We start from the raw sequence: 12,446 nt of genomic DNA on the forward strand, positions 1-12,446 counted from the left end.
CAGGAGTGACCAGGTGACCCTCAAGGGATTCATCGCTGAGCCGCGCCGGATCGCGGTCTTGTCCGTGCACACCTCCCCGCTCGAGCAGCCGGGCACCGGCGACGCCGGGGGGATGAACGTGTACGTCAGCCAGACCGCGCAGGAGATGGCGCGGCGCGGCATCGAGGTCGAGGTCTTCACGAGGGCGACCTCGTCGGAGCAGCCGCCGCTGGCCGAGCTGGCGCCCGGCGTCACGGTGCGGCACGTGCCGGCCGGGCCGTTCGAGCCGCTGGCGCGCGACGAGCTGCCCGCGCAGCTGTGCGCGTTCACGTCGGGCGTGCTGCGCGCGGAGGCGTTTCACGAGCCGGGCTACTACGACCTGATCCACTCGCACTACTGGCTGTCCGGACAGGTCGGCTGGCTCGCCCGCGACCGGTGGGGCGTGCCGCTCGTGCACACCGCGCACACGCTGGCGAAGGTCAAGAACGCACTGCTCGCCGAGGGTGACAAGCCCGAGCCGCGGACGCGCGTGATGGGCGAGGAGCAGGTCGTCGCGGAGGCGGACTGCCTTGTCGCGAACACGCAGGTCGAGGCTCGGCAGCTGGTCGATCTCTACGGGGCCGCCACGCACGCGGTACACGCCGTGCCGCCGGGCGTCGACCTCGAACGGTTCACTCCCGGCTCGCAGCTGGACGCGCGGCGCGAGTTGAACCTGTCGCCGGACGCTGTGGTGCTCGCCTTCGCCGGACGGATCCAGCCGCTCAAGGCTCCGGACGTCCTGTTGCACGCGGCGGCGGAAATGCTGCGGCAGCGGCCGGAATTGGCGTCGCGGCTGGTGGTTTTGGTGGTCGGCGGACCGTCCGGGACCGGGTTGGAGCAGCCGCAGGCGTTGCGGGAACTGGCGGTGTCGCTGGGCATTGCCGAGCAGGTGCGGTTTCTGCCGCCGCAGACCGGGCTGAAGCTGCGCACGGTGTTCCGCGCGGCCGACGTCGTCGCGGTTCCGAGCTACAACGAATCCTTCGGTCTGGTCGCGCTCGAAGCACAGGCGTGCGGCACGCCGGTGGTGGCGGCGGAGGTCGGCGGGCTGCCGGTCGCGGTGCCGCACGGGGTTTCCGGGCTGCTGGTCCCGTCGCACGGCGCGGCGGAATGGGCCGACGCGCTCGCCGCGGTCGCGCTGCGGCCGGACCGGCGGGCCGAACTGGCGGCCAACGCGGTACGGCACGCGCAGCGGTTTTCCTGGCGGCGCACCACGGATTCGCTGCTGGACATCTATGCTCAAGCGACCAGAGCGTTCCGGCAGGCGCTGGAACTGCGGGCGGAGGTGGCAGTGTGAGCCTTGACGCGACTATCAAGTCCACTTTGGACTCAAGTGGGCTCAAATACGACCGTCGCGGCGAAGGCCGTTATTTCGTGACGTTGCCGGGAACCAAGAAGCTGCAGACCAACTGCTGGCTCGTGGACGGCGACCACGCGTTCTCGGTGGAGGCGTTCGTGTGCCGCCGTCCGGACGAGCGGCACGAGGACGTGTACCGGTTCCTGTTGCAGCGCAACGCCCGGCTCTACGGCGTGCACTACACAGTGGACAGTCTCGGCGACATCTACCTGGTCGGCCGCTTCGGCAAGGAGACGGTGACCGAGTCCGAACTGGACAAGATCCTCGGCCAGGTGCTCGAGGCCGCCGACGGCGATTTCAACATCCTGCTGGAAATCGGGTTCGCCACCTCCATCAAGCGCGAATGGGACTGGCGGGTTTCGCGCGGCGAATCGCTGGCGAACCTCCAGGCGTTCAAACACCTCGCCGAACCCGCCGGAGGGCACGAACCGGGGTTGACCGAGTCGTAACCGATTCCGTGCAACGGGTCCGCCCGGTCGCTTCGTCTCACCGCCAACGACTGGAGGGAGACGGGAATGCGGACTCGATGGAGATACGTGCTCGCGGGAGCCGCGGTGCTGCTGCTGGCCGGATGCAGCGGCGGCACCAGCGCGGATTCGGCGAGGTCGGCTGTCGCGCCCGCGCAGCGGCAGGAGCAGGGGGCGGCGCCGAAGCAGGGCAACGCGCAGGCGTCGGTGCCCGAGCCGGGCGCGACTGATCGCAAGCTGGCGCGCAGCGCACGGCTGGAATTGACCACCCCGAAGACCGACGACGTCGTGTCCCGCGCCAAGGCGATCGCGACCGGCGCGGGCGGCTACGCCGGGCAGGAGAGCGCGACGGACGATTCCGCGTCGCTGACCTTGGCCGTGCCCGCGGAGAAACTCGACGGCGTGCTGGAGCAACTGGGCGGGCTCGGCCAGGTGAAGCGGCGGGAAATCAGCGCACAGGACGTGACCTCGCAGGTGGTCGACGTGGACGCGCGGCTGGCGACCCAGCGGGCGAGCGTCGAGCGGATCCGCGCGCTGCTGGCGAAGGCGCAGTCGGTGTCCGAGATCGCGTCCGTCGAGAGCGAGCTGACCAGCAGGCAGGCCACGCTGGAGTCGCTGGAGCGGCAGCAGGCGTCGCTGGCCGGGAAGGTCGCGATGGCGACCGTGTCGCTGTCGGTGACGAAGCAGGCGGCCGCGGCGGCGGAGGAGACGGGCGGCTTCCTCGCCGGGCTGTCCGGAGGATGGGACGCGTTCGTCGTCTTCTGCAGCGGGCTGGTGCGCGTGCTCGGAGTTTTGCTGCCGTTCTTGATCGCGTTCGGGATCCCGGCGGGCGCGGTGTTCTGGTGGCTGCGGCGGCGGAAGGCCAGGCCCGCGGAGTGAGGGGCTGGCGGAACGGCTCGAGGGAGGGGGGAGTCGCGATCTCGAGCCGTCCCGCTGCAGGTCCCGCCTTGCTGGACCCGGTGACGAGGGGGATGCCAACGGGGCCGGCGGGCCGCGGCTCGGCAGGGGGGAGACGAGCCGCGGTCACTGCCCGTGATCAGCCGGGAGTGCGTGGAATCCGGCTGAGCGGGACATGCCCAACCTGTCAGATGTCGACCAGTAATCACAAGACTACTGGTTACTCCGTTCGAGTGAACTTTGCTGACGGGGATAACAGTGTGCAGCGCCTTGCACTCTTTGGCCTGCTTGTCGGCAACCCGGCTGCGCGTCGGGTGAAGGTGTTACTCCCGGGTAACGCACTCTGGGTAGAGGGGTGGACGCACTACTGGCGGCGCGGACCCGTTCTGGCAGGCTGATGGCCATGGCCGAACTTGGGACCCTGGTGCTGCTGCGGCACGGGCAGAGCACGTGGAACGCGGAAAACCTGTTCACCGGCTGGGTGGACGTGCCCCTTTCGGAGACCGGCGAGCGCGAAGCGCGCCAGGGCGGGCAGCTGCTCGCCGAGGCCGGGCTGCTGCCGGACGTGGTGCACACGTCGCTGCTGCGCCGGGCGATCAGCACGGCGAACATCGCCCTCGACGCCGCCGACCGGCACTGGATCCCGGTCAAGCGCGACTGGCGGCTCAACGAGCGGCACTACGGCGCGCTGCAGGGCAAGAACAAGAAGCAGACGCTGGACGAGTTCGGCGAGGAGCAGTTCATGCTCTGGCGCCGGTCGTACGACACGCCGCCGCCCGCCATCGACCCGAAGGACGAGTTCAGCCAGTCCGGCGACGCACGGTACGCCGACCTCGGCGACCAGGCCCCGCTGACGGAATGCCTGAAGGACGTCGTGGCCCGGCTTCTGCCGTACTGGGAGTCGGCGATCGTCCCCGACCTCAAGGCAGGCCGCACCGTGCTGGTGGCCGCGCACGGCAACTCGCTGCGCGCGCTGGTCAAGCACCTCGACGGGATCTCCGACGACGCCATCGCCGCGCTGAACATCCCGACCGGCATCCCGCTGCGCTATGACCTGACCGCGGACCTCAAGCCGGTCAAGGCGGGCGGCGAGTACCTGGACCCGGAGGCGGCGAAGGAAGCCGCCGCCGCGGTGGCTAACCAGGGGCGCTGAGCCCCCGCCCGCTTGTGTCGTCGTGAGTGGCGTTGCCGGTTCTAACCGGCAACGCCACTCACGAGCCCTCGCCGGAAAGCGCCCGGATCCCGGACACCTTCCACTCGGAGCCCTGCCGGACGAGGTCGAGGTGGACCGGCAGCCGGTTTTCTCCGGGGTTCTGGCCGCCGCTCGTCGTCACCAACGCCGACAGCACCGCCGACGCCTTGGTCCCGTCCTGGCTGAGTTCGGTCAGCGCGGCGGTCGAATCCGCGCCGAAGGCCGCCTTCTTCCCGGTCTTGCGGATGCTGTCCACGGTTTCCTGACGGCTCTGCCGGAACTGCGACAGCAGCGGGTCAGCGGCCACCTTTTCCCATTTCGCGTAGCTGCCGTCGATGTCCTTCGGGTCGATGGTCATCAGGATCCCGCCATCCCGGACGGCCGCGTCGACAGCGGCGTCCCGGGTCGTAGCGAGGCCGTCCGCGGGGCTGGGCGCGGCGGTGAGCTTTCCGCGCGGATCGAAGTTCAAATCTTGCAGCTGCCAGTGCCCGTTCGCTTTGCCCGCGGTGACCAGGATGAGCGCGACGCCCTGATTTTTGGCTCCGTCGGGGCGTTTGCTGTGCTGCGCGGCCACCACCAGCATCCGCGCGTGGTCCGGGGTCAGCTCGGCCAGACCGGTTTCGAGCACCTGCGTCTGCGTGGTCACCGGCTCGGTGCGGACCTCGGCGAAGGTCTTGTCGAACTGCGCGCGGGCCCCGCCGGTCAGGTATTCCTGCTCGGTTTTCGCGACCTCGTCCGGCTTCGTGGAGTCGTAGCTGAACGCCGTCTCCATGGCCTTTTTGACGCCGGACACCGCGTCGCTGGTCGCCTTGGCGTCCACATAGGCCACATTCGCCGGTTCGGGAGCTGGCGCGGGCGTCGCGGGTTGCTGGGACGCGGAGCATCCGGCGGTGAGCAAGGCCGCGGCGAGAACGGCGCGCCTCACAGCAGGCCCGCCTCCCTCGCGAGAGCACCTGCTTGGAACCGCGACGTCGCGCCCAGGACATCCATCAATTCGGCCACCCGCCGACGGTACGTCCGCAGCCCGACGCCCATCGCCCGGGCCGCCTTCTCGTCGGTGGAACCGGAAGACAGCAGGTCCAGCAGCTGCGGCGTGTACTGCCGCAGCTCGGCGAACCGCGTTTCGTACGCCTCCATCGCGGTCGACGAGCGCCAGGCGGCCTCGAACAGCGACGAGATGCCCCGGACCAGATCCGGGGCGGTCACGACGTTGTAGCCGGGGCCGGCGGCGAGGATCGCGACGCGGCCGTCGAGCAGGATCGTCTCGTTGATCTCGTGGTCGCTGATCCGGACTTCCGCGCCGAGCCGCTGCAGCATCCGCAGGTGCTCGGCTCCCGCCGGGTCGAGCATGACCCGCGACAGGTAGACCTTGCGGATCCGCAGCTTCCGCTCTTTCGGCAGCTCCTGGGCGAATTTCTGCATCGCGGACCAGGTGTGCAGGTCGTTCGCGGCGCAGGCGAACTCGTCGGCTCCGGCGAGCAGGTGTCCGGCGCGCTCGACCAGTTCTCGCTCGTCGCGGATGTTCGCGACTTCCTCGGCTCGGGGCACGTCGTCCAGTGTTCCCGCGTTGGCAGCTTGCTGCCAAACCCGCCGCGACGGCCGGCCGCGCAGCACGCTGGAGACATGACCGAAACGACACTTCCCGCCGCTGCCGCGGGCACCTGGCAGCTCGGCTCCCGCACCGTCAACCGGCTCGGCTTCGGCTCGATGCGGCTCGGTGGCTCGCTCGACCCGAACGCGCCGGTCGACGCCGACCGCGCGATTTCGGTGCTGCGCCGGGCCGTGGAACTGGGCGTGAACCACATCGACACCGCGGCGTTCTACTTCGGGGCCACCTGGTCGGCCAACGCGTTGATCAAGGCCGCGCTCGCCCCGTATGGCGACGACCTCGTGCTGACCACCAAGGTCGGCCCGTCGCGCGACGAATCCGGCCAGTTCCGGCCGTTCGCCCGTCCCGACGAACTGCGCGGCCAGGTCGAGCAGAACCTGCGCGAACTCGGCCGCGAGCGCATCGACGTCGTCAACCTGCGCATCGGCACCGGCCTCGACCGCGGCACCGGTTCCCTCGCCGAGCACTTCGGCGCGCTGGCCGAACTGCGCGCCGAGGGGCTGATCGGCGAGCTGGGGATTTCCAACGTCAGCGCCGAACACCTCGCCGAGGCACAGGCGATCGCGCCGGTGGTGTGCGTGCAGAACCAGTACGGCCTGTCCGCCCGCCGCGAGGACGACGAACTGCTGCGGCTGTGCGGCGAACAGGGCGTGGCGTTCGTGCCGTTCTTCGCGGTCGCGAGCGGACAGTCCGACGTGGGCGAGCGGGTCGCCGAGGTCGCGCGGCGGCACGACGCGACGGAAGCTCAGGTGCGGCTGGCGTGGACGCTCGCGCAGGGCCCGCACGTGCTCGCGATCCCCGGCACGGGTGACCCGGCACACCTGGAGCAGAACGTCGCCGCGGCGGCGCTCGAACTGACCGACGAGGACCTCAAAACCCTCGAGGACCATTCAGCACGCTGAACACCGAGCGCGTCGATTTGGCCGGAAGATCTCGATCGGGTGAACGGGGCCTGACCCCGAGGCGAATATGTACCCCTCAGGTGTCACTCGCCTCACGACAGGGCTTCCAGGACTAGGCCGGAAGGCTACCGGGATGCTTACGATTCCCCCGTGACCACGCCTGTTGTCCTGCTGACGGCCATCGGCGCTCTTGTCGTCGGCGCGGTCGCCGGTTTCCTCGCGGCCAGGGTGCGAGCCCGGCGCGAGGCGGCCCGGCCCCTCGGCCCGACCGTCGCCGAGCTCCTCGAACGGCTGATCCGCTCGTCCAACAACGGCGTCATCGTGCTCAACCGGTTCGGCGACCTCGTGCTGCACAACCCGCGGGCGTACGAACTCGGCCTGGTGCGCGTCAACCAGGCGGATCCGCGGGCGCGCAAGGCCGCCGAGCAGGTGGTCGAGACCGACGAGCCGATGGAGGTCGACCTCTCGCCGCTGGAGAGCCGCGGCCGCCGCCAGCCGGAGGCGGTGCTCGGCGAGGTCCGGCCGCTCGGCGACGGGTTCACCGTCGTCGAGGCCGTCGACCACTCCGAGGCGATCCGGCTGGAGGCGGTCCGCCGCGACTTCGTCGCGAACGTCAGCCACGAGCTCAAGACCCCGGTCGGCGCGATCGCGCTGCTCACCGAGGCCGTGCTGGACGCCGCCGAGGACGTGGAGGAGGTCCGCCGCTTCGGCGGCAAGATCCTGCGCGAGTCCACCCGGCTCGGCCAGCTCGTCACCGAACTCATCGCGCTGTCCCGCCTCCAGGGCGCCGAACGGCTGCCGGACCTCAACGTGGTCGAGGTCGACGCCGTCGTGCGCGAGGCGCTCGGGCGCACCACGCTGTCCGCGGAATCCGCCGACATCACCATCACCACCGACACCCCGAGCGGCCTGCTCATCGAGGGCGACCGGACACTGCTGGTCACCGCGCTGTCGAACCTGCTGGAGAACGCCGTCGCGTACTCGTCGGCGGGCAGCCCGGTGTCGATCTCGCGCCGGCTCGCCGACGGCATGGTCGAGATCGCGGTGACCGACCGCGGCATCGGCATCGCCGAGGACGAGCAGCAGCGCGTGTTCGAACGCTTCTACCGGGCGGACAAAGCCCGTTCTCGCGCCACCGGCGGCACCGGCCTCGGACTGGCGATCGTGAAACACGTCGCGGCCAACCACGGCGGTTCGGTCGGCCTGTGGAGCCGTCCCGGCACCGGGTCGACGTTCACCCTGCGCATCCCCGCGCACGTGCGCACCGAACCCGCCGACACCGCACGCAAGGCCGCGCCCGCGCGGCCGGACAAGACCCCCGAGCGGACACCCCGGCTCGTGGCAACCGGGCAGGAAGTCTCCAGCCCAGACCATGGAGGAAACCTGTGACGAGGGTTCTCATAGTCGAGGACGAAGAGTCCTTCGCCGACCCGCTCGCCTTCCTGCTGCGCAAGGAGGGTTTCACCGCGGCGGTCGCGGTGACCGGCCAGCAGGCGCTGGAAGAGTTCGACCGCAACGGCGCGGACATCGTGCTGCTCGACCTGATGCTGCCCGGGATGAGCGGCACCGACGTGTGCAAGCAGCTGCGGCAGCGCTCCGCGGTGCCGGTGATCATGGTGACCGCGCGCGACAGCGAGATCGACAAGGTCGTCGGGCTGGAACTCGGCGCCGACGACTACGTGACCAAGCCGTACTCCGCGCGCGAGCTGATCGCGCGGGTGCGCGCGGTGCTGCGCCGCGGCGGCGAGCCGGGCAGCGACGGCGAACTCGCGCCGCTGGTGCTGTCGGCCGGGCCGGTGCGGATGGACGTCGAACGGCACGTGGTGACCGTGGACGGCGGCGAGGTTTCGTTGCCGCTCAAGGAGTTCGACCTGCTGGAGTACCTGCTGCGCAACGTCGGCCGGGTGCTCACCCGCGGCCAGTTGATCGACCGGGTGTGGGGCGCGGACTACGTCGGTGACACCAAGACCCTCGACGTCCACGTGAAGCGGCTCCGCTCGAAGATCGAGCCGGATCCGGGTTCGCCGCGGCACCTGGTGACCGTGCGCGGGCTCGGCTACAAGTTCGAGACCTGAGCGGTCTCCCGGCGGAACGCGGGGTCCGCCGGGACAACCGGTCCGTGAAGGGCTCCTTGCGGGAATCTGATTCCTTCAAGGAGTCCTTCACGGCTTTTGTCCGGGTTTCTGCGCACACCGTGCCGGATCGCGCACGCTGAGTCGATGTAGATCCGAGTGGAGTTGGTTACAGTTTCGAGACCTGGCGCTGGGACCGGTACGCTGAATCCTCGTGCGCCTAGGGGTACTCGACGTCGGTTCCAACACCGTCCACTTGCTCGTGGTCGACGCCCACCGTGGCGCCCACCCGACCCCGATGCACTCCGAGAAGACGATGCTGCGGCTGGCCGAACAGCTCACCGGCTCCGGCGAATTGAGCCGTCCCGGCGAGGACGGCCTGGTCCGGGCGGTCGAATCGGCCAAGGCCGCGGCCGCGCGGCTCGGCTGCGAGGACGTGCTGGCGTTCGCGACGTCCGCGGTGCGCGAGGCGAAGAATTCGGCGAAGGTGCTGGCCAGGGTAGGCGCCGAGACCGGCGTCAACCTGCGCGTGCTGTCCGGCGAGGACGAGGCGCGGCTCACCTTCCTGGCGGTGCGCCGGTGGTACGGCTGGTCGGCGGGGAAACTGCTGGTGCTGGACATCGGCGGCGGGTCGTTCGAGGTCGCGATGGGCCGCGACGAGGAACCCGAACTCGCCGAGTCGCTTCCGCTGGGAGCCGGGCGCACCACCCGCACCCGCTTCCGCAACGACCCGCCCACCCGGTCCGAGGTCGTCGCGACGTCGGCCTGGCTCGAGGACCAGCTCGCCGGGCTCGCGAAAAAGGTCGCCGGCCAGGGCCTTCCGGACCGGGTCGTGGCGACGTCCAAGACGTTCCGCTCGCTCGCCCGGCTGACCGGGGCGGCCCCCTCGGCGGCGGGCCCCCGCGTGCGCCGTACGCTCACCGACACTGCCCTTCGCCAGCTCATCGCCTTCATTTCGCGGATGACCGCCGCGGATCTGGCCCAGCTGGAAGGCGTCAGCGGGAGCCGGTCGCACCAGCTCGTGGCGGGCGCGCTGGTGGCGCAGGCCGCGATGCGGGCGCTCTCTCTCACGGAGTTGGAGATTTGTCCCTGGGCGCTGCGAGAGGGTGTCATCCTGCGGCGGTTGGACCACGCCAATGGGTCGGACGAAACTGGAACCGCGATCTCCGGCGTTTCGGCGAGCGGGGAGGACCGGTGACAGCAGCGGACTGGACTTGGCCGACGAAGACCAGGCACGGTGAAGAGGTGACGGACATGCACTGCACGGTGTCGATTGCGCGCGGCTCCGGAGGCGGGTGTGCCCGAGTGACCACAACCAACCCCGAGCGCGCTTTGGACAGCACGGTATGACGGACCAGACCGGCGGCGACCAGCCCCAGAAGACCGTGGCCGAACTGCTCGCCCAGCACGGGCAGCAGGTCGACGGCGGACGGCGACGCAGGCGCAGGGCGGCCGATGACGAGGACGAGGCCGCCCCGCGGCGCTCGGGCCTCACCGACACCGGACCGCAGGCGATCATCGACCGGGTGGCGTCCGAGGGCGGCACCCCGCCGCCTCCTTCGCGTCCCCCGGGCGGCCGCCGCCGTCCGGACGCGGCCCCGCGGCCCGGTCCGCAGGAATCGGGCCAGTACCCGCGTCCCGGGCAGCAGCCTTCGGGCCAGTACCCCGCGCCGCAGGACGCCGGGCCGCCGCCGATGAACGGCCAGCCGTCGGGGCAGTACCCGGCTCCGAACGGCCAGCAGGACTCGGCCTACGTGCGTCCCCCGGCGCCGCCGCAGGAGTCCGGGCAGTACCCGCGACCGGCCAACGGCCAGCAGGACTCGGCCTACGTGCGCCCGCCCGCTCCGCCGCAGGAGTCGGGCCAGTTCGCCCGTCCTGCGCCGGGTCCGCAGGGCACCGGCTACCTGCGTCCCGCCGCGCCGCAAGACTCCGGTTACGTGCGTCCGCCCGCTCCGCCGCAGGAATCCGGGCAGATGCCGGTGCCGCCGCGCGGCCGTCCGCCGCGTCCGCAGGCCGCCGACGAGGAGACTCGCGGCGCGGTGCCGCCGGTCCGCCGTCGGCCGGCGCCGCAGGCACCGCCGCCCCCGCCGCAGGACGGTGGCTTGGCTGCCCGGCTCGACGGTCTCGACGGCGACGCCCCGGAACCGCCCGCGCCGCCGATGGCGAGCGGTGCGTTCCCCGCGCCTGGCGCCCCGCCGGCCCCGAACCGGCCGCGGCGGGCTCCGGCCCGTCGTCCGGCTCCGAAGCAGGAGCCGCACACCGAGCAGTTCGACGCGATCGACGGCCCGCCCGCTGAGGGCGTCGCCGAGGACGCGCCGCCAGCGGGTCTCGCCGGCTGGCGCCAGCGTCGGCAGGCCGAGCAGCTGGAGGACACCGAGGTCGGCATGATGCCGGCCGTCCCGCCCGCCGGTGCGGAGCCGGAATCGGCCGAGGAGTACGCCGAGGACGACTACGTCGACGACGGCTACGAGGACGAGTACCCGCCCGCCGCCGCGGACTACGACGCGGGCCCGCCGACCGCGGGCTACCCGGCCCCGATGCCCTTCGCTCCGGGCGCCAAGGACCCGGTCGACGACGACCTGGCCGAGTACGAGCGCGAGTTCGCCGAGCCGTCCGGTTACCCCGACGGCCAGCCGGACTTCGAGGGCGACGACGGCTACGGGTACGAGCACGCCGAGGGCTACGAGCACGCCGACGGTTACGCCGAAGGCGACGAGTACGACGACTACCCCGAGGAAGCCGTCGCCGAGGACGCTCCGGAGGCCGAAGCCGAGCCGGAACCCGAGGTGTCCGCGGGCAAGCAGTGGCTGACGCTGGCTGGACAGCTCGCGCTGGGCGTCGTCGGCGGCGCCGCCGTGTGGCTGGGCTTCAACTGGCTGTGGGTCAACCTCGCGCCCGCCGCGCTCGTGGGCGCGCTGCTGGTGATCGTCGCGCTGGTCTGGATCGTGCGGAAGATCCGCCGTGCCGAGGACCTGCAGACGACGCTGCTGGCGATTCTCGTCGGGTTGGTGGTGACGGTGTCGCCCGCGGCGCTGTTGCTGGTGGCCAAGTAGTCCGCCGCGAAGGACGCTGGGGCAGGATGGGCGCGTGAGTGAGAGCGCGCCCGTCCCCGTGGGTCTGAGCACCGCCTCGGTGTGGCCGCTGCGCGCGGGCGCGGCGTTCGAGCTGGCCGCCGATCTCGGCTACGACGGCGTCGAGGTCATGGTGTGGGCGGATCCGATCAGCCAGGACGTCTCGGCGATCCGGCGCTGGTCGCGGCGCACCGGGATGCCGGTGCTGTCGGTGCATTCGCCGTCGCTGCTGATCACGCAGCGGATCTGGTCGCCGGATCCGGAGGTGCGCCTGCGCCGTTCCGTGGACGCCGCGCTGGAACTCGGCGCGCGCACGGTCGTGGTGCATCCGCCGTTCCGATGGCAGCGGCGATACGGCGACGCGTTCGGCGATCTGGTGGACGAGCTCGAGGACGCCAGCGGCGTGGACGTCGCGGTGGAGAACATGTTCAAGGTCCGCCCGCCCGGCGGTTCGCGTGATGCGCGCGTGTCGGCGTTCCGGCCGTCGATCGACCCCACGGACGTCGGATTCCGGCACTACACCTTGGATTTGTCGCATTCGGCCGCGGCGCGGATGGACGCGCTCGCGCTCGCGGACCGGATGGGGGCGGGGTTGAGCCACGTCCATCTGGCGGACGGGACCGGGATTCCGAAGGACGAGCACCTGATTCCGGGGCATGGCGGGCAGCCGTGTGCGGAGTTGCTGGAGAAGCTGGTCAGTGACGGGTTCGCCGGGCAGGTGGTGCTGGAGGTCAACACCCGGCATGCCACGGGGGCGGCGTCGCGGGCGCGGGCGTTGGCCGAGGCGCTGTTGTTCGCCCGGTTGCATCTGGGGCAATGATCCCTGGGTGATCTTGCTCGGCTGTCCGGGCGGTCCCTGCCCTG

At 71.1% G+C, this 12,446-nt stretch carries 12 protein-coding genes; 10 read left to right on the forward strand and 2 right to left on the reverse strand.

The annotated features are described in order from the left end of the window. Nucleotides 1-13 precede the first annotated feature (13 nt). From mshA to EIZ45_RS17580, 4 genes are all read left to right on the forward strand, one after another. Nucleotides 14-1,312, forward strand: a complete 1,299-nt coding sequence (mshA, locus tag EIZ45_RS17565; RefSeq protein ID WP_051729643.1) for a D-inositol-3-phosphate glycosyltransferase — start codon at nt 14-16, stop codon at nt 1,310-1,312. Beyond that, nucleotides 1,309-1,821: a YbjN domain-containing protein gene (locus EIZ45_RS17570; RefSeq protein ID WP_009071931.1), complete on the forward strand. Its 513-nt coding sequence runs from the start codon at nt 1,309-1,311 to the stop codon at nt 1,819-1,821. The genes mshA and EIZ45_RS17570 overlap by 4 nt, the downstream gene beginning before the upstream one ends. 66 nt (nt 1,822-1,887) lie before the next feature. Further along, the gene (locus EIZ45_RS17575; RefSeq protein ID WP_134663661.1) at nt 1,888-2,718 is read left to right on the forward strand and encodes a DUF4349 domain-containing protein; all 831 of its coding nucleotides are present in this window, start codon (nt 1,888-1,890) and stop codon (nt 2,716-2,718) included. Between the two features lie 421 nt (nt 2,719-3,139). After that, nucleotides 3,140-3,889: a phosphoglyceromutase gene (locus tag EIZ45_RS17580; RefSeq protein WP_037818901.1), complete on the forward strand. Its 750-nt coding sequence runs from the start codon at nt 3,140-3,142 to the stop codon at nt 3,887-3,889. A gap of 58 nt (nt 3,890-3,947) precedes the next feature. Here the strand turns inward: EIZ45_RS17580 and EIZ45_RS17585 are convergent, their stop codons facing one another. Continuing rightward, nucleotides 3,948-4,853, reverse strand: a complete 906-nt coding sequence (locus EIZ45_RS17585; RefSeq protein ID WP_240690669.1) for a hypothetical protein — start codon at nt 4,851-4,853, stop codon at nt 3,948-3,950. After that, complete coding sequence (locus EIZ45_RS17590) at nt 4,850-5,476, reverse strand: response regulator transcription factor (protein WP_134663662.1); 627 nt, start codon at nt 5,474-5,476, stop codon at nt 4,850-4,852. Before EIZ45_RS17590 ends, EIZ45_RS17585 begins: the two co-directional genes overlap by 4 nt. Nucleotides 5,477-5,551: 75 nt before the next feature. Here EIZ45_RS17590 and EIZ45_RS17595 point away from each other — a divergent pair, with 75 nt between their 5' ends. From EIZ45_RS17595 to EIZ45_RS17620, 6 genes are all read left to right on the forward strand, one after another. Continuing rightward, on the forward strand, nt 5,552-6,439 hold the full coding sequence (locus tag EIZ45_RS17595; RefSeq protein WP_134663663.1) for an oxidoreductase: 888 nt from the start codon (nt 5,552-5,554) through the stop codon (nt 6,437-6,439). Between the two features lie 150 nt (nt 6,440-6,589). Next, entirely contained in the window at nt 6,590-7,828 is a 1,239-nt protein-coding gene (locus EIZ45_RS17600) for a cell wall metabolism sensor histidine kinase WalK (protein ID WP_037818823.1), read from the forward strand. Then, nucleotides 7,825-8,514: a response regulator transcription factor gene (locus EIZ45_RS17605; RefSeq protein WP_009071942.1), complete on the forward strand. Its 690-nt coding sequence runs from the start codon at nt 7,825-7,827 to the stop codon at nt 8,512-8,514. Before EIZ45_RS17600 ends, EIZ45_RS17605 begins: the two co-directional genes overlap by 4 nt. A gap of 211 nt (nt 8,515-8,725) precedes the next feature. Further along, nucleotides 8,726-9,709 carry a Ppx/GppA phosphatase family protein gene (locus EIZ45_RS17610; RefSeq protein ID WP_037818825.1) on the forward strand — a complete coding sequence of 328 codons (984 nt, stop codon included), beginning with the start codon at nt 8,726-8,728 and terminating at the stop codon, nt 9,707-9,709. A 148-nt stretch (nt 9,710-9,857) separates the two neighbouring features. Beyond that, on the forward strand, nt 9,858-11,564 hold the full coding sequence (locus tag EIZ45_RS17615; RefSeq protein ID WP_205671775.1) for a phage holin family protein: 1,707 nt from the start codon (nt 9,858-9,860) through the stop codon (nt 11,562-11,564). Nucleotides 11,565-11,598: 34 nt separating this feature from the next. Continuing rightward, complete coding sequence (locus EIZ45_RS17620; protein WP_043836189.1) at nt 11,599-12,402, forward strand: sugar phosphate isomerase/epimerase; 804 nt, start codon at nt 11,599-11,601, stop codon at nt 12,400-12,402. Nucleotides 12,403-12,446 lie beyond the last annotated feature (44 nt).

Origin of the sequence: Amycolatopsis sp. CFH S0740 (assembly GCF_004522315.1) — a bacterium.
GTDB classification, from domain to species: Bacteria; Actinomycetota; Actinomycetes; order Mycobacteriales; family Pseudonocardiaceae; genus Amycolatopsis; species Amycolatopsis nivea.